The sequence below is a fragment of the Marinilactibacillus psychrotolerans genome, from assembly GCF_900101525.1.
In the GTDB taxonomy this organism is placed as follows: Bacteria; Bacillota; Bacilli; order Lactobacillales; family Carnobacteriaceae_A; genus Marinilactibacillus; species Marinilactibacillus psychrotolerans.
The window spans coordinates 79756-101974 of record NZ_FMZD01000009.1; the positions used below are offsets into that span (position 1 = coordinate 79756).

At 33.5% G+C, this 22219-nt stretch carries 23 protein-coding genes and 1 pseudogene; 2 read left to right on the plus strand and 22 right to left on the minus strand.

Annotation, left to right across the window (positions count from 1 at the left end; translation table 11 throughout):
• Positions 1 to 3: 3 nt before the first annotated feature.
• The 5 genes from BLT22_RS06630 to BLT22_RS06650 all read right to left on the minus strand — a co-directional run bounded on the left by BLT22_RS06630 (position 4) and on the right by BLT22_RS06650 (position 5039).
• Positions 4 to 1311, minus strand: coding sequence for an MATE family efflux transporter (locus BLT22_RS06630; protein WP_091761831.1), 1308 nt, complete (start codon positions 1309 to 1311; stop codon positions 4 to 6).
• 113 nt (positions 1312 to 1424) lie between these two features.
• On the minus strand, positions 1425 to 2240 hold the full coding sequence (gene phnE / locus BLT22_RS06635; protein WP_091761833.1) for a phosphonate ABC transporter, permease protein PhnE: 816 nt from the start codon (positions 2238 to 2240) through the stop codon (positions 1425 to 1427).
• 16 nt (positions 2241 to 2256) lie between these two features.
• Positions 2257 to 3084: a phosphonate ABC transporter, permease protein PhnE gene (phnE, locus tag BLT22_RS06640; RefSeq protein WP_091761834.1), complete on the minus strand. Its 828-nt coding sequence runs from the start codon at positions 3082 to 3084 to the stop codon at positions 2257 to 2259.
• A gap of 12 nt (positions 3085 to 3096) precedes the next feature.
• Positions 3097 to 3876 carry a phosphonate ABC transporter ATP-binding protein gene (phnC, locus tag BLT22_RS06645; RefSeq protein ID WP_091761836.1) on the minus strand — a complete coding sequence of 260 codons (780 nt, stop codon included), beginning with the start codon at positions 3874 to 3876 and terminating at the stop codon, positions 3097 to 3099.
• A 104-nt stretch (positions 3877 to 3980) separates the two neighbouring features.
• Positions 3981 to 5039 carry a phosphate/phosphite/phosphonate ABC transporter substrate-binding protein gene (locus BLT22_RS06650; RefSeq protein WP_091761838.1) on the minus strand — a complete coding sequence of 353 codons (1059 nt, stop codon included), beginning with the start codon at positions 5037 to 5039 and terminating at the stop codon, positions 3981 to 3983.
• A 369-nt stretch (positions 5040 to 5408) separates the two neighbouring features.
• Here BLT22_RS06650 and mscL point away from each other — a divergent pair, with 369 nt between their 5' ends.
• Positions 5409 to 5795 carry a large conductance mechanosensitive channel protein MscL gene (gene mscL, locus BLT22_RS06655; RefSeq protein WP_171034437.1) on the plus strand — a complete coding sequence of 129 codons (387 nt, stop codon included), beginning with the start codon at positions 5409 to 5411 and terminating at the stop codon, positions 5793 to 5795.
• Between the two features lie 65 nt (positions 5796 to 5860).
• Here the strand turns inward: mscL and BLT22_RS06660 are convergent, their stop codons facing one another.
• From BLT22_RS06660 to BLT22_RS06740, 17 genes are all read right to left on the minus strand, one after another.
• Positions 5861 to 7078, minus strand: coding sequence for an acetyl-CoA C-acetyltransferase (locus BLT22_RS06660; RefSeq protein WP_091761840.1), 1218 nt, complete (start codon positions 7076 to 7078; stop codon positions 5861 to 5863).
• A 52-nt stretch (positions 7079 to 7130) separates the two neighbouring features.
• Positions 7131 to 8300, minus strand: a complete 1170-nt coding sequence (locus tag BLT22_RS06665) for a hydroxymethylglutaryl-CoA synthase (protein ID WP_091761841.1) — start codon at positions 8298 to 8300, stop codon at positions 7131 to 7133.
• 488 nt (positions 8301 to 8788) lie between these two features.
• Positions 8789 to 9316, minus strand: a complete 528-nt coding sequence (locus tag BLT22_RS06670) for a hypothetical protein (protein WP_143020638.1) — start codon at positions 9314 to 9316, stop codon at positions 8789 to 8791.
• A 20-nt stretch (positions 9317 to 9336) separates the two neighbouring features.
• A complete protein-coding gene (locus BLT22_RS06675) occupies positions 9337 to 9528 on the minus strand; it encodes a hypothetical protein (RefSeq protein WP_087059341.1) in 192 nt (63 codons plus the stop codon).
• A 783-nt stretch (positions 9529 to 10311) separates the two neighbouring features.
• Positions 10312 to 10473, minus strand: coding sequence for a hypothetical protein (locus tag BLT22_RS12335; protein ID WP_176935370.1), 162 nt, complete (start codon positions 10471 to 10473; stop codon positions 10312 to 10314).
• A 665-nt stretch (positions 10474 to 11138) separates the two neighbouring features.
• Positions 11139 to 11975, minus strand: a complete 837-nt coding sequence (locus BLT22_RS06685; protein WP_091761847.1) for a DUF1129 domain-containing protein — start codon at positions 11973 to 11975, stop codon at positions 11139 to 11141.
• A complete protein-coding gene (locus BLT22_RS06690) occupies positions 11972 to 12304 on the minus strand; it encodes a PadR family transcriptional regulator (protein WP_087060256.1) in 333 nt (110 codons plus the stop codon). The genes BLT22_RS06685 and BLT22_RS06690 overlap by 4 nt, the downstream gene beginning before the upstream one ends.
• A gap of 269 nt (positions 12305 to 12573) precedes the next feature.
• Positions 12574 to 12804 carry a hypothetical protein gene (locus tag BLT22_RS06695; RefSeq protein WP_087056932.1) on the minus strand — a complete coding sequence of 77 codons (231 nt, stop codon included), beginning with the start codon at positions 12802 to 12804 and terminating at the stop codon, positions 12574 to 12576.
• Between the two features lie 37 nt (positions 12805 to 12841).
• The gene (locus BLT22_RS06700) at positions 12842 to 14047 is read right to left on the minus strand and encodes an ABC transporter permease (protein WP_091761849.1); all 1206 of its coding nucleotides are present in this window, start codon (positions 14045 to 14047) and stop codon (positions 12842 to 12844) included.
• A 4-nt stretch (positions 14048 to 14051) separates the two neighbouring features.
• Positions 14052 to 14726 carry an ABC transporter ATP-binding protein gene (locus BLT22_RS06705; RefSeq protein WP_087056934.1) on the minus strand — a complete coding sequence of 225 codons (675 nt, stop codon included), beginning with the start codon at positions 14724 to 14726 and terminating at the stop codon, positions 14052 to 14054.
• A complete protein-coding gene (locus BLT22_RS06710) occupies positions 14719 to 15954 on the minus strand; it encodes an efflux RND transporter periplasmic adaptor subunit (protein WP_091761851.1) in 1236 nt (411 codons plus the stop codon). Before BLT22_RS06710 ends, BLT22_RS06705 begins: the two co-directional genes overlap by 8 nt.
• A 20-nt stretch (positions 15955 to 15974) precedes the next feature.
• Positions 15975 to 16523 carry a hypothetical protein gene (locus BLT22_RS06715; protein WP_091761853.1) on the minus strand — a complete coding sequence of 183 codons (549 nt, stop codon included), beginning with the start codon at positions 16521 to 16523 and terminating at the stop codon, positions 15975 to 15977.
• A gap of 23 nt (positions 16524 to 16546) precedes the next feature.
• Positions 16547 to 17077, minus strand: coding sequence for a hypothetical protein (locus tag BLT22_RS06720; protein ID WP_091761855.1), 531 nt, complete (start codon positions 17075 to 17077; stop codon positions 16547 to 16549).
• A 701-nt stretch (positions 17078 to 17778) separates the two neighbouring features.
• Positions 17779 to 18687 (minus strand): ABC transporter ATP-binding protein, encoded by a 909-nt coding sequence (locus BLT22_RS06725; RefSeq protein WP_091761857.1) that lies wholly within the window; start codon positions 18685 to 18687, stop codon positions 17779 to 17781.
• A gap of 1 nt (position 18688) precedes the next feature.
• Entirely contained in the window at positions 18689 to 19363 is a 675-nt protein-coding gene (locus tag BLT22_RS06730; protein WP_091761859.1) for an ABC transporter permease, read from the minus strand.
• 832 nt (positions 19364 to 20195) lie between these two features.
• Complete coding sequence (locus BLT22_RS06735; RefSeq protein ID WP_091761861.1) at positions 20196 to 20717, minus strand: hypothetical protein; 522 nt, start codon at positions 20715 to 20717, stop codon at positions 20196 to 20198.
• The gene (locus BLT22_RS06740; RefSeq protein WP_091761864.1) at positions 20710 to 21321 is read right to left on the minus strand and encodes an ABC transporter ATP-binding protein; all 612 of its coding nucleotides are present in this window, start codon (positions 21319 to 21321) and stop codon (positions 20710 to 20712) included. Before BLT22_RS06740 ends, BLT22_RS06735 begins: the two co-directional genes overlap by 8 nt.
• 699 nt (positions 21322 to 22020) lie before the next feature.
• Between BLT22_RS06740 and BLT22_RS06750 the strand changes: the two are divergent.
• Positions 22021 to 22219, plus strand: a pseudogene (locus tag BLT22_RS06750) (IS21 family transposase); the annotation flags it as partial.

Consider the following 22219-nt stretch of genomic DNA (forward strand, 5'->3'; position numbering starts at 1 on the left):
TTATCAGATTTTTTTTATTCTCTTTTCAGGATTCATTTTTATCAAAATCCACAAGACTACTATAGCTTCGGCAGTAACATAAGACATCCAGATTCCATTCATCCCCCACAAATAACTAAACAGCAAGACAATTGGAATAATGAGAACGCCACCTCTAAGCAATGAGAAGAATAAAGCAAGTCTTGGTTGATCTGTTGCACTAAAATAGGTTGTGGATATAGTGTTAATCCCTGCAAAGAAGAAGCCAACAAAATAAATCATTAAACCTATAGCTGCCATTTCAGCTACATGAGTATTTTGATCACTATTAAAGGCTGCTATGATCTCTGATTTGAATAATAGAGTAGTCAGATAAACCATTGCACTAATCATCAACGCAGTTAGTATAGATAAGGTCAGAACGTGCTTCATTTTACTTAAATCCCGTTTCCCATAGCTATCACTTAATAAAGGTTGTGCTCCCTGAGCTACACCTGTAAACAGAGATAATACTACAAAAGAAATATTAGCCACAATTCCATATGCCGCTAAGCCCAGATTGCCTTCAAGTGAAAAAATAATTGTATTAAATAAAAACAGCACGACTGCTGAAGCAATTTCGTTAATAAATCCTGTAGCGCCCAAGTAACAGATGTCTTTGAGCACATTCCAGTTTACCTTTTGAAAAACAAACTTCAGATGATTTACCGGGCGTTTAAAATGGATAAATAACACCGCAATACTGCTGATTGGCGCTATACAAGTTGCCAAAGCTGCTCCAAACATACCCATCCCTAATGGGAATATAAAGATATAATCCAATACAATATTTAAAAGACTGCCTATCATCATTCCCGACATAGCAAGCGATGGGTCCCCATCATTTCTAACAAATGACTGAAGTGTATTGTTTAAAATAAAAAATGGAGAAAAAAAGAGTATCGTCTGTAAATAAATAGAGGTACTCGCAAGTGTCTCTTTATTTGCACCTAAACTACGCGCAATGAATCCTGAGCCAAATAATCCCAGTAATAAAAAAACAACTCCAACCAATACACCAAACATAAGCGCTTGGGCATATACATTTTGTGCAGCTTTTGTTTTCTTCTGTGCATTTAAAATGCTATATCTTGAAGCGCCTCCTAATCCCAGCATCAATCCTACTCCGTTAATGAAGCCATAAGCTGGGATACTTAAATTCAAAGAAGCGATACCATTGGATCCTAATGCCTGAGCAATGAAAAATGTATCAGCTAAGATATATAAAGATATTCCTACCATTCCTAATACATTCAAGCTCACATACTTAAAAAACAATTTATTCATTCCCATATCATTGCCTCCAAAACATACTCCCGATAAAAATTCTTCATATGTATCTCTACTTCAATATAATAAAAAGCTGCACCTTATTCAAGATGCAACTTCTCGACTTACTTTAGCTATTAATTTGTCCCGCTCACTAACCTTGATCTAAGTTTATTGGAAATCACTTCAACTAACAGAATCAATAGAACTAATCCAATCAGAATCGCACCTACTTGATTCCAGCGATAGGATCTCATGGCGAAAATCAATGGTGCGCCGATTCCTCCGGCTCCAACTAATCCTAAAATCGTCGCATCACGAAGATTCATATCAAATCGATAAATCGTAGTAGATAAGAAACTTGAGAAAAGTTGTGGTAAAATTCCATATCGAATTTTTTCATAAGTTGTACAGCCCATAGAAGTCATTGCTTCTAACACACCACGATCCAAGTTCTCAATAACGTCAACATACAACCTGGATATCATTCCTATTGAGGTAATAGACATGGTCAGAACCCCAGCATATGCCCCTGGACCAGTTACTCGGATAAACATAATCCCATACACCAAAGATGGAATTGTACGGATAAAGATAACAAATAATCTGGTTATATAAGCTACCGGAGCACTTACCACAGTAGGTGCCATTAAAAAGGAAATAGGAATCGCCAAAATTGAACCAAATATCGTACCTAAAAAAGCAATGGCAATCGTCTGATATAATAGATAAGCAACACCTTGAGTTGAAAAATCAAATAAAAATTCTAAATCGGGCGCTACAATTCCTTTTACAATATTTACAGCTAATTCTGTTCCTTTTTTGTCTAATCCTGTAATGTCTACACCAAGAGTCGACCAGATTAGAAGAGCTAATACAATAATAATAATAGTAGTAAAATAAAGTTTGCGATTAGGCGCTTTACCCATTTGTGCTCGAATTGCTTCGTTCATGTTTTACTCTTCCTCTCTAAGATAGTTTACGTCTGAAGTATTCACTGACTCTTTCAATAATGAAGACAACGACCATCAAAACAAGCAGAACCATTCCTACACTCGGATAATCTCTCCAGCCTAATCGTTCATTCAATACTAACCCAATTCCACCAGCACCAACATACCCTAAGATTGCAGCATATCGTACATTTCCTTCAAAAGCATATAAAGAAACAGATAAATATGTTGGTAATACTTCAGGAACAATTGCATATCTAAACGCTTGTATCTTAGACAGTCCCATAGATTCTTGCGCTTCAAAAGCGCCCATATCAACATTTTCAATATGCTCGTACATCAGCTTGCCAACATAAGATGCTGAAAATATTAAGATAGCTAACGTTCCTGCCATGGTTCCTAAACCAAATAAGAAGGTAAAGATCAAAGCCAGAACTAACGTTGGTAAAGTTCTTAAAATACTTAAAAATAGCTTGAAAAATCCATTTAGGAATCTGTTTTTTATCACATTACTAGAAGACAAGAGTGCAAGTGGCACAGCCAGTAAAGCACCAATAAGCGACCCTAAGAAAGACATCTGAATCGTATCAAAAAGTGGCTTCCAAATATTTGGAAGAAACTCAAAATCAGGCGGAAACATACTCCATATAATAACAAAAAACTCATTACCACGCGTTAAGATTAATGACAGATCTACTCCAGTTGCTTGGAATGAAGCATATATAGCTAAAAACACCATAACAAGTATAAGTGGGGTTCTAGAAGCTCTCTGTTTAACTGTTTTCCCATTTTCTAGCGTATAAGATCTCGGCTTGAAAATTCTATCATAAACTGTTTCTTTCAATTTGCACCCTCCTTACACGTTGGCTTCTTCCGGATTATTCATGTGAGGTATTTCAGTAACACTTCCATAAATATTATCTAACACCTCTTGAGTCACTTCTTCAGACTTACCATCATAGACTATTTCACCTTTACGAATTCCAATTACTCGATCTGCGTATTCTAATGCTAATTCAACATGATGAATGTTAATTAGAATAGACATTTCCATTTCCTGATTGATTCGCTTGAAATCATCCATAACAACTTTGGCTGTTACAGGATCCAGAGATGCTACCGGTTCATCTGCTAAAATAATAGAAGGATTTTGAGCCAAGGTACGAGCTAATGCTACCCGTTGTTGTTGTCCACCGGACAGTTGATCAACTCTGTTATAGGCTTTATCCAAAATGCCCACTTTATCTAATGCTTCTAATGCGGCAATTTTTTTATCTTTTGGAAACAGACCTAAAGTTTTTCTCCATGACGGAAGTTCAGGAACAGACGAAACCAATACATTATTAATCACACTTGTTCTAGTAACCAAATTAAACGACTGGAAAATCATTCCAATTTTACGGCGAAATTTACGAATTTGTTTCCCTCTTAAGTTACTTACATCTACGCCATTTACATTAAGTGTGCCCTCATTAATATCATGCATACGATTGATACAACGAATCAAAGTAGATTTACCAGCACCAGATAAACCAATAATCGCAACAAATTCACCTTGTTCGATTTTCAGATTAATATCTTTTAATGCAGTAACCCCATTCGGATAGGTTTTATTTACATTAATAAATTCGATCATAATTCACTTTGTCCTTTCTAAGACATACTCAAAAAGAAAGCCAGGAGAAAAAAACTCCCAGCTTGTTCTTTAGGTTATTGAGTATTAAGTTTGATTAGCTTATATTAATTGGTTAGATTTTTAAGCACTTCTTGCGCTTCACGTTCAACATCATAATCAGAACTTTCAGATTTTTCGTATCCTTCATGAGAATAGATTGCGATGATTTCTTTACCTTCATCTGTTTTAGCAATGTTGATAAACGCATCTTGCAATGCTGCTTTCAAATCATCATCCATAATGTCAGAATTTTTACTTACACTAATTGTATCGTTGTAAATTCCAGGTGTTACACCAATCACATCTGTTTGATCCCAGATATCTCCACTACCTCCGAAAGTATCTTCCCAGTCTTCAACGTAATCACGACGGGCATCTGCGTACATAACAGCTACGTCTGCTTGTTCAGTTGCTAAACGAGAAACTGAAGTTCCATAAGAATCAGCTTGAGAAATTTGACTTAAGTCAGAAAGAGATTTGTCATAATTTTCTTGTAAAAAGATTGTTGGATAAATATACCCAGCTGATGAAGATGAACTCATAACACTCCAAGAAGCTGAATCTAAGTCTTCCCATGTTAATTCTTCGCCGTTATTAACTTTATCCGCAAGTTCGCGTCCTTTTTCAGAAGGCCCTGCTACCATGATTGAACGGTAGTACGTTACTTGTTCTTCAGTTGGCTCAGTTGGTTTGTTCGCATTCCATTCAGCAGGATCTTCAGAATCGTTACTTAATCCTGCACGAGTAGATGTCAAGATAACATCCGCACCATCATCGTATAAGACATAAGTTCCGCCTGGTAAAAACCCAACATCTACAGATCCAGCTGACATTGCTTCCCCTACAGCTTCATAGTCTGTTCCTACATCGATTTTTACGCTGTCGATATCATATCCCAATTCTGCCATTTCATCAATCAACATTCCTTCTAGAGGTTCTGTTGCTGTTACGATTTCTTCAGGATCACGTGAAGGGACAAATTGTACTGATAATTCTTCAATCTCTACGTTACCATCTTCATTTGTTTCTTTAGAAGCTGAATTATCCTCACCATTTCCACAAGCTGCTAGTACTAGTGTTGATGCGAAAGCTACTCCCAAACCTTTTAACCATTTTTTAGACAAAATTTTTCCTCCTATTTTTAACTAAGTATAGAATTTCGGAATTCCCAAAAACGTGCATATTTCGTCTCCATAAAAATAATAACATCCGACAATAGAAATGTCTACAGTATATTTTAGAGATTATATATAATATATATACCAAAAAACGAACATTATCAGATTTCTATACTTAGAATTTTATGTTTTATTTGCTAATCATTCGACTACAACTTAGTATAGCCTTTTCCTTAAGCTATGTTCCATCAATTTTTTGTAAAGTTATCGTAAATTCACACTTTTTACTCATCGTTTGCAATAGCCATATTCATTCAGTAAAATAAAAAGCGAACAAAAGAAATATTTATTCATTAGAAAGGAATTCAAATAGTTATGATTAAAGAGTTTAAAGAATTTATTGCTAGAGGTAACGTTATTGAGTTGGCCGTCGGTCTCGTTATGGGGCAAGCTTTTACAGCCATTGTTAGAGCATTAGTAGATAATATCATTATGCCTCTGATCGTAGCCATGACTGGTCAGACAAAAGTCGAAAGTTTAGTCATCAATATTGCTTCTGCAGAAGTAGGCTATGGTCTTTTCTTACAAGCCATTATTAATTTTATATTGATCGCAATCGCTTTGTTCATTGTTGTTAAAACCATTAATACGTTAACTGCAAAAAATAAACCGGCGCCTGAAGAGACACCAGTAGAAGCTCCGACAGTCGAAGAATATCTTGCAGAAATTCGCGATTTATTAGCTGAAAAAGCAGAAAAATAACCTGAATAAGCCAAAAACAGAGGGTCATCTCAATTGATGATCCTCTGTTTTTTTGATTATATCACTTAATCGATATCTGTATTTCTGATAATAACAGCTGCACCCATACCGCCACCAATACATAGAGAAGCTATACCATATTTCAACCCTTTGCGTTTTAATGTATACAGCAAAGTAACTAAAATGCGATTACCACTTGCTCCAATGGGATGACCAAGGGAAATAGCGCCACCGCTCATATTTGTTTTAGCTTTAAGTGCTTGTTCATCTACTTTAAACGTTTCAGACAATTCATGCACTACCGCTAAACTCTGAGAAGCAAAAGCTTCATTTAATTCAAATACATCAATATCCTCAAAAGATAGTTCAGATTTCTTCAATGCTTGTTGAATAGCTGGAACAGGTCCTATTCCCATAATCGATGGATTTACACCACTTTGTCCAATTGCGACAATTTCAGCTAATGGTTGAACAGATTTTTCTTGCAGATAGTCTTCTCCAACAATCAAGGTTGCACTGGCACCATCATTCAGCCCAGAAGCATTTCCAGCTGTTACCGTACCCTCTTTTTTGAACGCTGGTCTAAGTGAACTCATTTTTTCAAGATTGGCTTTACGATTAGGATATTCGTCAGTATCAACAATAGCTTGTTCTTTCCGTCTAGTTGTATACTCTACTGAAACCACTTCTTCTTTAAACAACCCATTATCCAGTGCTTCAATTGATTTTTTCTGGGAATCAAATGCAAAGACGTCCTGATCTTCACGTGAGATTCCATACTGTTCAGCAATATTTTCCGCAGTAACGCCCATATGATAGCCTTCGAACGCATCTGTCAATCCATCATGCACCATATGATCTATTGTCTGAAAGTTCCCCATTTTAATACCCGTCCGGGTTCTATTAGGAATAAGGTACGGCGCTTGACTCATAGACTCTGTTCCACCAGCAACAACTACATTATATTCTCCCGCACGGATACCAATAAAGGCATTCATGACGGTTTTCAAGCCACTCCCACAGACCATATTTGTTCCATAAGCTGGCGTAGTTTCTGGAATACCTGCTTTGATAGAAGCTTGTCTGGCAACACCTTGACCTTGACCAGCTGACAGAACGTTTCCTAAAGATACTTCATCTATATCAGTCGGATCAACGCCACTTTGGTTTAAAACGCCTTGGATAGCTGTTTTTCCTAAGTCAGCAGCTGAAACATCTTTCAGTGCACCAAGAAACGAACCGATTGGCGTCCGCTTTGCCCCTGCTATATATACTTTTTGCATAAAAGTATGCACTCCTTTTAGTTAGCAAAATTTTTCATTCCATCAGAATCGTCTATTTCTTTTTACTATATTCGCGAATGTTCGCACGAACCCCACTTAAGATCACGGTTCCACGAGGCGCTTCACTATCCAGTTCAATATCTGTTTCATCTTTAGGTAAAGATTGCTGTAAAATTTCTTCGTATTCTTTAATAGATAATTTGCGACGATTATTCAGTAATGCTTCATGTTCTTCTTTCAACATGTGTTCTTTATATCCGGGTTTTACAACTCCGCTGAAAAACTCACCAACAGCTCCTGAGCCATAACTGAACAGACCAATACGCGCATTATCTTCTAGTAGCGGTCCTTGTTCCAATAAAGAAAGCAAACTTAAATAAAGTGATCCAGTATAAATATTTCCAACTTGCTTATTGTAAGAAACACTTGGCTCATAATATCCCATCAGACGAGCTGTATCTTCTTCTGAAGCATTTTCTGTTAAAGCTTTTAATGCTTTTTTACCCATTTTAGTATAAGGAACATGGAAGCATAATGCTTCAAAGTCACTTAAATCACGGTTATTTCTTTCTTTGTATTGACCCCAGACATCTGTTAAGAAGTTTAAATAAGCTTGGTTAGAGAATTTTCCATCTACATAAGCATAATCAGAATATAACGGACGCCAGAAATCGGAAATATCTTCTGTCATAGACACACTATCTGTATCAATTGCTAGAATTTTCGGATTAGCAGACAATACCATTGCAACAGCTCCTGCTCCTTGAGTCGGCTCTCCACCAGTATTGAGTCCGTATTTTGCAATATCTGTTCCCAATACAAGGACTTTGCTTTCAGGATGCAATGAAATATGACCCATAGCCATCTTGATTGCGGCAGTAGCACTATAACAAGCTTGTTTTAATTCAACTGAACGAGCATATTTTTGAATACCCGCTAAATGATGAACCCAAACTGCACCTGATTTTGAGTGATCTACCCCTGATTCTGTTCCAAACAAGACAAAATCAATTGCATCTCTATCTTCTTCATCTAGCACTTCAAGCGCTGCATTGGCTGCCATTGATACTGCGTCTTGTGACAAAGGCGCTACTGCCATTTTTTCTTGTCCGATTCCAATCGTATATTTAGCTGGTTCCACTCCTCTAGCTTCAGCTAACTTTTCCATATCTATATATACATCCGGTGTATAAAACCCTATTTTATCAATTCCAATTTCCAAATAATCGTCCTCCTATAATATACACTCACAAAAACGTTTCTATTATCTTAATTACATTATAAATGACCTTCTTAAAAAAAGAGTTAAGATATGTACGATCATCTATAAAATGATCGGTTACGTTCCCAGCAGGCATATTTCTTCAATATAATCGTACCACATGACTTAAAACTCGCCTGTGTTATATGCTCAAAAGAGGATAAAGAAACATAGAATTTCTTTGAAATTATGAAACTAAAAATATTTTACAGGGAGCCTCTAGCTTCCTACAATCAACTTTAAAAATAAATTAAAGAATATATTGATTGGTATAACGCTGTCCGCATAAAACAAAAAAACTGGTTGGCTTAAGTCCAGTAGAATACCAAACTCAAACCAACCAGTTAGCTGTATAATATTAAATTTTAAATTTTTTAGGGGTAGAACCATAAATATCCTGGTTTGATGATGTTTTTAAGTATTTTATTTTACAAATCTTTGTTTTATTATTATCTACTAATAAATGTTGGTAAGTAACCGTCTGAATAACCAATATATTGCGTTCTAGCTGGGTCCTTATAGTATTGTGTATAATATCTATAAGTTGGTCTATATGACTTTTTATCACTATAGGTTCTTTCAGTATACCATACATTTTTTATGGTCTTACTTCCAAGGAAACTCCCAATACCAGTGAAAAAAGATCCAGGTAGATTAAACAAACCACTGAGAGTAGTTACTGCAAAACTAAAATTAGCAAAATTTTCATTAAAACTACTTTTCTTAGTACGAATTAAGTACATTCCTGATTCACCTTCTTTAACCATTGGTCTTACCAATTCATCAGAAGCAATATTTTTATAGACAACACTTTTTAAAGGACTATTTAAATCATCAAAATTTTTGTCAATGTTCTCTGAAGGCTTTTTCGAAACTACTTCACTAGCAGCTACTGAACCAGACTGAAGGAATGAAACAAAAAGGATTATAGCAGCAAAATTTTTAATAACAAATTTCTTCAAACTATTAGTTTTCATATATAACATTTCCATAATTTTTATTTTGATCTCTTATTTTTTTTATTATGGTAATAAGCAGGCATACCAACAAGTTGTACAAGAATACCAGCCAGCACAAAATATTCTCCGTCAGCAAAATTCAGCGTACGTCCATATAGCCAAAAACCAACAAGCATTAAAATCAAACCAAGAACCTTACAAAACACTTCTACTTTTTCCCAATTGTTCAAATAAATCAGCCCCACCTTTCCTTTTGTATAAATTAATAGAACAAGTTCTCTGTGTGCAATATTTTTATTTTTGAAATTTCATCCTGTTTTTACTATCGTAACAGCTATTTCTAAATCACTTTTCTTATTTATAGTAAAATAATAACATTGATAACAAAACAAAAAACAAACTAAAGATTCGCTCTTATATTTATACCTCATATTTTCTTTTTTTGTATAGAAATTTTCTAAGTCAAGTTGCCATTCATGCAGAGCACACGAAAAAAATTTATAACGGAGTACATTCTCTTATGAGGTTAAGTAGTTTAAAAAAGCTATCTACCAATTTTACATAAAACACCTACTTATATTCCTCAGTAAAAGCGCTAACGCAGCTCCATAAATTATCCATTTCCGATTTTTCCAGTTTCTTTTAATTCTATTTATTAGTTTTTCCCTAATTTTTTCCCCATTAGACTTATCATTTTAATTCGTCAATTGAAAATAAAAATACGATTGATTTAAACTGTCTTTTTAAGTAGTCTTCCATTGATGCTCCATTTAAATTTAAACTTTAAAAAGAAAAGTATTCCTATCAATAATGCAATAGCAAATACCAGAACAAGCCCACTAAAATCAATTAACAACCTTTATACCTCCTGAACAAACAACAGAATTAAGGCAGCCTAATTTTTAGTCTTCTTTGATTCTACAATTTTTTAATTACAAAATTTTCCAGACCCAGTTGTAGTATAACCGTCTTCATTTGTTTTCCATATTATTAAGTAATAATTACTGGATTCCTCAACACCTTATTGGAGGTTCCTGAAAAGATCTGTTACTTTTACCGTTAACAGTTCCGCAATTAGAATTAACACCGAATTGTTTCTTATACAAGAAATACTTTACATCATAAGGTCCAACAGCATCATTCTCTCTTTTTAATGAAACTACGATTTTCTTCATTTTTTATCCTCATTTTTTTTGTTAAATAATTTAGAAATAAGATACCAATTTATACAAAGTCCTATAAACAATAAGATACCTGGAAACCAAATTATTTTCCCATACTGATTAACATATACTGTATAAACATATACAAGTACTCCTAACATCGCGACTGAAATTACATGAAATATTACTTCCCCATAAACCCACCTCCTATTTGTGCAATTCTTTACCTTATTTCTATTTTTGTTACTAATTTGATTATATATAAATACAACACAAAGAGGGAGCAACGAATCGTTGCCCCCTAAAAAAAGCTTTAGTATCAATATGTTTATTTTTAAAGCCCTATAAATGTGACAACATTATTGCTTGTTTTTCCATTTCCTCCATATTTTTTCCCTAAATCTTGTCCATTGATCCTTTTAACAGATTCGTTCATTGATCTATTAATAATTTTTTTATATTGTATCAATTCTTTATTCGCTTTAATCAACTGATTAATCTGGGCATTCGGCGTACAAATGTACCGTCTGCATTGGAATACGACCTCAATCTATCCTTACACTTAAATGTAATATTCCTCTTAGATATTTTCCAATTAGAAGAGAGTATTATTAGCGTCACAGGTTCACTATTTAGCACTTTAGCTGACTGATATAATCCTTTTAGAGATATTCTTTTTAGTCAACATCCATCTTTTTAATGGCATAGAAACCGATTAGATAATTAATGATTAGTCCCAATATCACTCCGGTAACCACTACTACTTTCCCGTTTGAAGATTGAATCCAATCTGAACTTGCGGGAAAATAGTTCAAGAAAGCTAAAAGAACGAATAACCAAATAATGGGTAAAAAACTAGACCATAATAGTCTTTCTCCTTTTGGAAGGATAAAGACTTTCCATGTTACTCCTAGAGCTGCTAGTGTAGTCACTACTAAAGCAATTTCTTTAGGCAAAGCAATTGTCCATGCATCCGAAATGAAATAAGAGGATGCAAGCAAGATGCCTATTGTTCCTGCAAAGGTTGCACCGAATAGTAAGATTTCTAATTTAGAACTTGATTTTTCTTTCTCAAATGTGCTTTTTTTCAAAATAGATAAACAAATGATGACTCCTGCACCTATCGTTACGAAATGAACGATTAACTGTAGTAAATTAAATTTATACTGGTCAGCAGATAAATCAGAAAGAATGGAGAAAAAAATTGAAATCCCAAATACTAGTCCCAATATTTTTAGCCCGTCTAACCAATTGATCGGAACATTTGAAAGTATCTCATCCGCAATTTCTTTAGGTTCTTGACCAAAATACTCTTTTGCTGACATACCATCCTCTTGAGCGGAAATCATATCTTGTAAGATTTCCAGTAATTTTGACTCTATATCTTCCTCATCTTTTAGCCAATTTCTTAACCTCATATAAATTAGTATTTCTTCATAGTACGCTTTATTCTCCGTATTCAATTGCTCTCTCAATTCATTATTCTGTTTAATCATTTCTTGCGTTTTTGTCATAGTTCTTTTCCTCCTTTATCTATCAAGTTATGAACACTCGCTTCTAGCTCTTGCCAATTCTGAATAAATTCTTGGCAGTATTCTTTTCCTTTAGATGTAATCTGATAATACTTACGATCTGGTCCGTCCTTAGATGGCTTTTTGACACTTGTTGTCAATTCATTCTTTTCAAGCTTTTGCAGCAAAGGATAAACTGTTCCTCCGACAATATCTGTAAAACCTGACAGTTTTAACTGCTGGACCAACTCATATCCATATACTTCTTTTTCTTGAATGATTAACAGAACACATCCTTCAAGCACACCTTTTAATAGCTGCGTTTTTTTCAATTTGTCACCTCTATTCAAATTTCTTAATCTAAGTTGTAATACATACTAGTTAATTATAGAATACCTTTTCTTAACTAGTTTGTAAAGCATACTAGATAAATAAAAAAGAATCGAATAATCTATTTCAATAATTATTCGATCCTTTTCAAATGGTTACTTGGTTTCGACTGAAATTAAATCAGTACGCTTAATCATTTTTACTAACTGTACATCAATACAAAAGACTTTTCTCAAAAAGATGAAATACTTTAACTTAAACAAATAACTACTTATTCATTTGCTGCTTGCTTATTCTTGCTTTTACCATAAAAATATCGAATAGAGTTGATCACAATATAACTAATTGGATAAATCACTACATACGTTAAGATCAACAAGTCAGGATATTCATGTAAAATCAGTAAAAACATAAGAACGACAAACAAAAAGGTAAGCTGTTTTGTTTGGTTTTTAAGATCCCTAGAAAATTGATTAACTAGGAAACGAATATAAGCCATCATTCAGAAATCCCCTTTTTCTCTATCTAGTTTTTCAAGGTTAAAGGATATCAATAATTTCTTTCTTACTTGCAGCATTCGCTGGCGCATAACTGAAAATCAATCCTACTAGTGCGGAAACACCAATAGAAACAAGAATTGTAAATAGATCTAATCCAGTAGAAAACGGTAAAAAGAAGGAAGCAATAGAAGAGAATAACCAGCCAAATAAATAGCCGAATATTCCACCAATACTTGTCATCATAACGCCTTCTAGTACAAATTGAGCTCGAATACTCTTTTGAGAAGCTCCAAGAGCTCGACGGATACCAATCTCTTTTGTTCGTTCGGATACTGAAATATACATCATATTCATAACGCCGATTCCGGCAATAAATAAGGAGATTCCAGCAACGCTTGCGATAAATAGCGTAATTCCTCTCAGAACTTGAGACAACCCATCATCTAAAGCAGACATATCAAAATGAGTATAGGTTCCTCTATCCCTCATCGTGCCTTCTTCTTCTAATAGTGACACACTCTCTTCTGCAACATCTGAAGGAAGAGAGCCTCTGGCAACTGTTATACTAATCTGATCTTCAATGGTATCCTCTTCATGATAGCGATTATAACTGCTTTTGGGAATTTCGATCTCTTGCGGTAAAAACCCAGCGAGAATACCCGAAGCGTCAACATCTCCTTCAGATACTCCAACGATTGTATACAGCTGATCCCCAAGCGATAACCCTTTCCCTAAAGCTGCTTCTTCTGATGCATATTGGCTCTCGATAAGCGAGTAAGGTACCACTACAACTCGGTTTTCTCTTTCATTATCGATAGAATCAAGTGATCTTCCTGCTACGACAGGACTACCGCTGTCTTCTATTAGAGAGGCTTCCAAATAATTCTCTTCACCGTCAATCGTAGTATCAAATGAGGCATATTCTGAATTCATGTTAATCGTCTCTACGCTTTGAACGCCAGGTACATTCTCAATCATTCGCATATCCATATCAGTAAATAGATCTTCATTCGTTTCAAGCATCCAATCTGGATCATCTGCCTGAAATTGAATATCAACAGTTAACAGTTCTCCTTCATCAGGATTCAAAGAGTCTAAAACATAGTTCTCAAATCCTCTTCCAATAGACATGATCGTACTAACCGCAGCGATTCCAATTACAATTCCGATCATTGTTAAAAAGCTTCGTTTTTTATTTTTAAGGAGTGCGTTCCATGCCCCTTTAAAAAACACTAACGGGTTCATGTCTTCACCTCACTTCTTCAGTCAATATGCCATCTTGCATGTGAACCACACGATTACAATATTTGACCGTTGTCGGGTCATGCGTAACTAAAATAATCGTAACCCCTTCTTCTTCATTCAACTGTTTGAACACGTTCATAATGTCATTAGAGGTTTGTGTATCTAACGCACCAGTTGGCTCATCCGCTAAAATAAAGTCAGGATTATTTATGATTGCTCTGGCAATTGCAGCTCTCTGTTGCTGACCACCTGAGAGCTGTTTCGGCATTTTCTTTCCTTTATCTCCAATGCCCAACTTCTCCAGTAGTTCCAGTACTTTACTTTTAGTCTCTCGATAACTCCATCCATCATATAGCAATGGCAACTCTACATTTTCTTCGATTGTTAAAGTTTCTATTAGATTAAACTGTTGAAATACAAACCCTACACGCTGGTTTCTAAGTTTAGACAAATCAGCATCATTTTTAGAAGTGACAATATTCCCTTCCAGGAAGTAATTGCCTTCATAATTTCGGTCAACAAACCCAATCAGATTCAATAATGTTGACTTTCCAGATCCCGAAGGGCCCATAATTGCTAGAAAATCGCCTTGGTTTACTTCCATTTCAACATTTTTCAGTACAGGAATCCATTCATTATCTGCTTTATAAGATTTCCCGATTTTTTCTAACTTAATCATACATCACCATAACCTCATCCCCATCTGCTAGTTCAGGACTCGGGTCAAGCAATACTTCTTCATCCACTTCCAATCCAGAATCTAACACATAGAAATTGCTTTCTTTATGGGCTTCGATTTCTCGACGCTCTACGATTCCATCAACTGTTACAAAGACGATTTTTTTACCGTCTTCTTCAACTACAGCAGATTCGGGAAGATAAATAGCACCTTCGCTAAACCCTACCTGAACTGAAAATCCATATTGTATTGGCTCTTCCGGTATAACCGTGAATGGATATCTTGAAGAAGTTGAGCCTTCCGCACTAGCTTGCATAGGCAGCGAACCGATTTGAGTAATTTTTCCAGGTATTTCTTTATCAGAACTCATTAAACTGATTTCTACAGGACTTTCTTCTTTGATTTTGTCATAATCATATTCAGAAACAGTGGCTTCTATTTTAACATCTTTAGATAATAAACGAACAACTGGTTGTTCACTAGATGCAAGTGTAGAAGCGTTTGTGTTATTTACTTCAATAACACCTGGAAAATCTGCTGTAATCGTTGTGGTAATCCCTTTTCTCAACGTTTCAATCTCATATTCGATATCTTCCATTTGATCGTTCAGTTCATCTATACTCATCTCAGCACTTTCGATTGTGGCTTCTGCTTCTGCTTTTTCTGTCTCATATTCCATTAAATCAGTTTGCGCAGTTTCGATTCCAGCATCCACACTCATACTTTCTTCTGTTTCAGCAGGCACTTGCACATTCTGATTACTTTTTTTAATATTGGCATTGGCTGTATTCAGTGCCTCTTTGGCATTCGCTAGTTCTGTTTCTGCTTCTGAACGACGTTCTTTTAGTCGACTATACTGACGGTTCTGTTCGTTCAGTAGTTGTTGATTTTCTTCGTTTGTATAAGTAAACAATTCTGTTTCTGCTTCTACTTCTTGTCCATCTTCCACAAGCACTTCAGCGATCACACCTTTGGCTGCATCGTAATACTCTTCTTGAACTTCAGAAGCTTGGACTATTCCGTCAAATAAAATCGGATCTTCTTCTCTAACGATATGTACCGAATACGTTTCTTCTGCATTACTTTCCAGATCGGAATTCTGGAAAAATTGAACAATAACCAATACAGCTACTAGTACACAAATAATCCCAATCGCAACTAACCCTTTTTTATCCCCAACCCGCTGTAATAATGAGCGGGTTGAAGCTTTTTTATTTGTTTTTTTCAATATTATTTATCCTACCTTCTTTATAATCCAACATTTTTTAAAAGCGCTACAGATGCAGCAGATAAAACAAGCCCAATTACTAACCACGCTACTTGAACAATTGTAATAGCCTTTTTGACATGCTGTTCTTTTTCTTCACCTGAGAAATAGAAAAATAAGAATAGTCCTGTTGTCAGAATACTCACGATAGATGATGCGATTAAATTCGCATCCATATTAAGCTGTTGCAACAAAGTATTCATAATCGTTCCGATTGCACTAGAGTAAAATAAAGCTGACCAGATATCATATTTATAAACATTTTCTTCTTTAGAGATCCATTGGGTAGGGAATTTTGTAAAAGCATACTGTATACTTAAAACGATAATTGCTCCTATCGCTCCAAATACACTTCCAACAGCAGCTCCCCCAAAGAGCAATGCTCCTGAATTGCCTTCAAGTTCGCCTAGATCCGTTGTATCCATCGTAAAAGCATTAAACAGCGTAACTCCTATAATAACAACGACAAAAACCGCCAGTGCTTTCCATGGAAAACCTTTATTTTCATTTACTTCTACTTCTTCATTCATTTTTTATCCCTCTTTTTTATAATTTAATTACTACTACTAAACATTGTTGATACTACATTCAAGATGAGTCCTAATATTAACCAAGCTACTTGGACAATGGTAATGACTTTTTTAATATGTTTTTCCTTCTCTTCTCCTGAATAATAAAATAACAAGAAAAGACCCGTCGTTATAAAACTGACCACTGCTAATGAAACTAAGTTGTCTTGATAATCAAAAAATTGCAGTAACAAGTTCAGCACTATCCCTATAGCGCCAGAATAAAATAAAGCTTCCCAGATATCATATTTATAAACATTTTCTTCTTTAGAAATCCATTGGGTGGGAAACTTTGTGAAAGCGTATTGTATACTTAAAACAATAATTGCAGCGATGACCGAAATGATAATTCCTATTATTCCACTTAAAAATAGTCCTTCTGGATTTAGTTTGTTTCCTTCTAGACTTTCTGCAGCGATTATATATGTTCTTAATAATTCCGATCCTATGACAACCACAGCATAAACTATCATAGCGATCCACGGAAACTTCTTCTCTTTTATTTCTTCATTCACCTTTTCACCTCCAATTCTTATATTTCAGAAAAGCAAAAAGGAAAGCTGTAAATACTAATCTTTTCACTAATTAATATTGTAACAAACCGATAATTGTATAACAACATTATTTTTAAAAAACAACTTAGTATAACAGGAAAATTTTAACATCAAGATTTTTAAAACATCTCCAAAAAAAAATCAATTTGCTCTTCAAGTATTCATCATACCCTAAAACATATGCTTTAGGGGAGCAACGCTCCGTTGCCCCCTTGAAATCCCATCTATATCAACAAAAATATATAGTAATTTTCGTAATAAAAACTTTCCCTAAGTAATAAAAATTTAAACTCACTACTAAAAAACTAATTTTATCTAACGAAATGTAAATATACTTAAATTTAAAAAATGAATTTCAAAACTAATTTTTTACTAAATTCTAAAATTAGTTTGTTATTTCTATTATTAGAAATATAACAATTTCCATCTTCAGCTTACTGTTACTTTAATCTTAGCATTTATATGCTTATTAATGACTTAACTTTTGTTATTTTTTGTAACAAAATAGCCAATTACAACTAATACACAGAATACTAAAACCAAAGTAATGATTTCTCTCAGCATCAAAACACCTCACTTATCAAAAGCAATTAGTCTACAATCCAACCCATAGACCAAGCTATAACACATTCACATCTGATTATTTGTATATTAAATTATCCCTACCCATTATTTGTAAAAAATAGTTGCTCTAAATCTGGTTTTCTTGTTGAAATATCTACTATTTTTAGATCATTTATCTGCAAAATAGAGTGCAGTGCATCATTAATACTCGAAGAAGAACAATCTATTTCCAAAATATTATTCTTGATACCAATATTAGATATAAAAGAATGTTCTTGGATTTTCCTTATTAACTCAGAGTTTGAATAGCTCGTTTTATACTGAATCAATAACTTTATAGTGTTTTCTTTATTTTGCAATAACGAAGCTAGTTTTCCGGATATAGTTAGTTTTCCACCGTCTAATAGTGAAGCTTTATTACATAATTTTTCAATTTCATTTAGATTATGAGATGTAAGTAAGATCGTTTTCCCTTCTTGATGAAAATCAGAAAAAAGTTGACGTATATTAATAGCTGATTCTGGATCCACACCTGAAGTCGGTTCGTCAAAAATCAAAAGTTCTGGATCACCAATCAAAGTTTGAGCTATAGCTAATTTCTTTTTCATACCAAATGAATAGTGTTTAATATCCAGATTGTTAGGAACTTCGAGGTACACTTTTTCAAGTAATTGGATTATTTGTTGTTTAGATAAATTGATTTTTTTAAGCCTTCCCATATAGTGCAAAAAGTCATAACCACTAATATTTCTGTACAACCCCTCTGAATCAGGCATTAAACCGATCTTATTTTTAAACTCATTTACATTAATGTGATCGTAAAATAGGATATCTCCATTGTCAGTTCTATTTATTCCAGCTATAAGATTAATTAGGGTTGTTTTTCCTGATCCGTTTTTTCCTACTAATCCATAGAAATCATTTTGATCAAGTGTCATATTAATATCTTTTAAGACTAGCTTTGAGCCAAAACTTTTTTTCACATGCTTTATATTTAGCAAAGACATTTCATACCTCTTTTCTACTGAAGCTAAATACAGCTATACTTAAATAAATAATTGAAATGAGTACAGGCACAACTATCAAATAACCGCCTTTTAAGATGTACTCATAGGGAAACAAATACTTAAATGAGCTATACCATTTATCTGACAAGGTTACCCAAAGTCCAGTGATTGGAAACATAATTCCAATGATTAGTCCAATAAAATTAGTCATTGAGGATCTGCTAACTAATACTGAAAGTAATATACATAAAGAGATATAATAAGTAACTACGCATATCAGCATGAAAAAAATACTCAAATCAACTTGATTGGTTAAAAATAAAATGACAGTTACACTTGTACTAATACAAATGAACCAGAAGAGAAAAATGCCAATAAATTTACCAACTATGAACTGTGGCCTATTGATCTTGGCTAGAACAAATTTTATTGAGCCAGTTTCTATCTCTGTATTGATGCAATTATTTGACAGAATAGATACAAATAAATACCCTAATATAAAAACTAATAACCTAATACTCGAATAGGCTGCTGTGATGTCATCACCGCTGCTACCCGCAACATTTGACAAAGTAGATGACATACCATAACTAAATAAAACAAATATTAAAATAATTATGATCGTTCTAATACTTTTCAAAATACGTTTTAACTCTTCCAATGCAACTGAAATCAATTAATATTATCCTCTCGATTTAAAACTGGGCTATATATTATATAATTAAATTCTCCTACTTCTTTGTGACATTTTCTTTTATTACTGGATTTTATAATGAAGTTAGTCGCTTAAGCTAAAATATATAAAAAAAACCATGTGAATTTCATGTGCTATTGAAGCTATACCAGTAGCTCTCAATAGACAGGATGAATGCACATGATGCAACCTAACCATACCACAGTATCGCATATTGGAAATCATTAACCGTATGCAGAAAAGCCCAATTTGCAGTTTAAAAGGTGAAAATTATTCTAGCCTTTATATTGCTCGTGTTTTGAATCACGTTCCACAAACAATCAATACTGAAATAAACCGATGAATGGTGCTCAACTCAAACATCAAAAATAAAACTATAAAATCTATGATTTTTATACAACTGTTATGACCAAGATGCTGGACAAGCAGTTTATAACAGCTCACGTTTGAACTATGGACCTCGACCAAAATGGACTGACGACAAATTGGTGAGCTATCACTTGTCCTCTAAAATATTCCTTAGATTTCTATTTAAGTCATTCCTATGAATCTAACGAGAGAACCAGTATAAGTGTATTCGTCATTTTATTCTCAAAGGCAATCCTATCGATCTAGTTTCTGAATCTCACTGATTACATATCCAACAATAGATGAACAATTATCCCAGAAAATTAATAGATTATAGAATCTTACGTAGCTAACTTGAAGCTTACATAAGTATGCTTTCAAAAAACAGAAATTTTGAATAGAAATATCGAAAGGTTAAGTGCACTTATTATTATCATTCATTATTTATTCAAAATTTATCAAATGATTACATTGTAATAACAAATATAATGTTTGCTGTTAATAAAATTAATTTTACTCCCGCTACCATAATGACTTCTTTATTGTCCTTTATATTTACTCTATATAATAAAACAAACATTACATATTCTAATATAGAAGTTGTGATTGAAAGAGCAAAATAACCGATAGAAAAAAATTCTGATAATAATAAAGACGTTATTGCTGAAAGGCTGGCACTTAATAAGAGAGTTATAAGGAGATCTCTTTCATGAAAAAATTCTTTTCTCAAGACTAATTGTATGACTATTTTTATAAATAAAAAAGTAACGAATAAAATAATAACATTAAATAATACTACTATTATCCCCATAAATAAATTAAATTTAAATGTGTTTATTTCCAATAGATTTTGACTATCTTGTAATAAGTCTTTTAAATAGTCATTAGAATTTATTAATTCAAAAAATAATAAAACATTTGTGACTATGAAAGGAATAAAAAAAACTAAAAATAGACTATCATTTTTTTTGATTTCTTTTTTATCCATCACTAACCAATCTCCCTTCTTTTAACCTTAAAATTTTACTACTATGCTGATATTCCTTATCTATATCATTATGTGAGACAATTAATATACACGCTTTATCCTGTACTAGCTTTTCACAAATTTCTAAAATCAAATTTCTACTAAAATGATCAATACTTGAAAGTGTCTCATCAAGCACAATAAGATCCCAATAATTTCTTTTCGCTAATAAAGCACAACCTACTTTTAATTTCATACCTAAAGAAGCTTTTTCAGTAAGAGTACTAACTTGAGTGTCGGTGAAAAGGCTTTCTATAAAATCTTTTTCCTTATTTGACAAACTCAATCTATGTATACTATATAATAAAGAAATATTTTCCTCTATTGTTAAGTAATTATGGGTTAAACTTTGATCAGTAAGATATAAAATATTTTTAGCTTTATTTTCAAAATTACCCGATGAAAATTGTTCTACAGTAGCTACACTTCTTAATAGCACGCTTTTCCCACTACCGTTATTTCCCTTCACAAAGTACATACCTTGAGATAGAGACAAAGAAATATGGGTTAATATTATTTCATCCCCATATTTTTTAGTACAGTTATCCATTGATACTAAATTCAAAATGTAATCATCCCTTCTATGATTCCTGCCAGCACCACATTAACAATACTAAATATATATAATTTATAATTTAACTTGATAAAGCAAAACACATCATTCATATTGAATTTTTTATAAAAAATAAGCATACATTTTAAAGACAAAAAAACATAAAGGATCATATTAGGAAATTCAATAATCCCATGTCTATATAATAATAGAAAAGTGTTTTCTCCTCCGTACACATTGATTCCTAACCATACTTGATAAACTAAATTACACAAATCAATAATTATTAATAAGGGGGAAATAAAGAAAAAAAAGAAATATTGAGAAAAGTTTTTTAAATTATTTATGATTATCTCTATTGCATATCGAGTTCCATACGATGTTTCTGTAATCGCTCCAGTATCTAATTCTGGGTTTGTAAAGAAAAAGACAAAACTTAAGTATAAAATTAGAGAAAAAAATATTATCGTTATTAAAAATATAAAATAAGATCTATATGTTACTTTATAGATAGTAATCACCTCTTATTCAAAATTAGTTTTATTTAATAATAAAGTTTTTTTGTGTATGGCAGAATAAATATGTAGAATAGTGCAAGAAAAAATCCATAACTCGGGCCAAATAAAATAGCCCATTGCTTCCACCCATACCATTCGCCTAAAATGGAGTTTGACTAAGAACTTCAGAAAGGCGTGGGAAAGGATGCTCACAATGGACCAAATTTATTCTATCAAAAAAATGAGAAATGAAGAAGGCTATTCTTTAAATAAAATTGTCACGGAAACCGGTTATGATTGGCGTACAGTTAGAAAATACGCAGATCACGATGTTCTTCCAAAAGAAAAAAACAGTAAAAAGCGCGGAATGATGTATACGAAAGGGTTTGAAGGACAAACCTATGGAGAAATCG

Coding starts and splice junctions, on each gene's coding strand:
- BLT22_RS06630 (WP_091761831.1), bottom strand. CDS start 1,311: ATGGGAATGAATAAATTGTTTTTTAAGTATGTGAGCTTGAATGTATTA.
- phnE (WP_091761833.1), bottom strand. CDS start 2,240: ATGAACGAAGCAATTCGAGCACAAATGGGTAAAGCGCCTAATCGCAAA.
- phnC (WP_091761836.1), bottom strand. CDS start 3,876: ATGATCGAATTTATTAATGTAAATAAAACCTATCCGAATGGGGTTACT.
- mscL (WP_171034437.1), top strand. CDS start 5,409: ATGATTAAAGAGTTTAAAGAATTTATTGCTAGAGGTAACGTTATTGAG.
- BLT22_RS06660 (WP_091761840.1), bottom strand. CDS start 7,078: ATGCAAAAAGTATATATAGCAGGGGCAAAGCGGACGCCAATCGGTTCG.
- BLT22_RS06670 (WP_143020638.1), bottom strand. CDS start 9,316: ATGAAAACTAATAGTTTGAAGAAATTTGTTATTAAAAATTTTGCTGCT.
- BLT22_RS12335 (WP_176935370.1), bottom strand. CDS start 10,473: ATGAAGAAAATCGTAGTTTCATTAAAAAGAGAGAATGATGCTGTTGGA.
- BLT22_RS06685 (WP_091761847.1), bottom strand. CDS start 11,975: ATGACAAAAACGCAAGAAATGATTAAACAGAATAATGAATTGAGAGAG.
- BLT22_RS06695 (WP_087056932.1), bottom strand. CDS start 12,804: ATGATGGCTTATATTCGTTTCCTAGTTAATCAATTTTCTAGGGATCTT.
- BLT22_RS06700 (WP_091761849.1), bottom strand. CDS start 14,047: ATGAACCCGTTAGTGTTTTTTAAAGGGGCATGGAACGCACTCCTTAAA.
- BLT22_RS06705 (WP_087056934.1), bottom strand. CDS start 14,726: ATGATTAAGTTAGAAAAAATCGGGAAATCTTATAAAGCAGATAATGAA.
- BLT22_RS06715 (WP_091761853.1), bottom strand. CDS start 16,523: ATGAATGAAGAAGTAGAAGTAAATGAAAATAAAGGTTTTCCATGGAAA.
- BLT22_RS06725 (WP_091761857.1), bottom strand. CDS start 18,687: ATGTCTTTGCTAAATATAAAGCATGTGAAAAAAAGTTTTGGCTCAAAG.
- BLT22_RS06735 (WP_091761861.1), bottom strand. CDS start 20,717: ATGGATAAAAAAGAAATCAAAAAAAATGATAGTCTATTTTTAGTTTTT.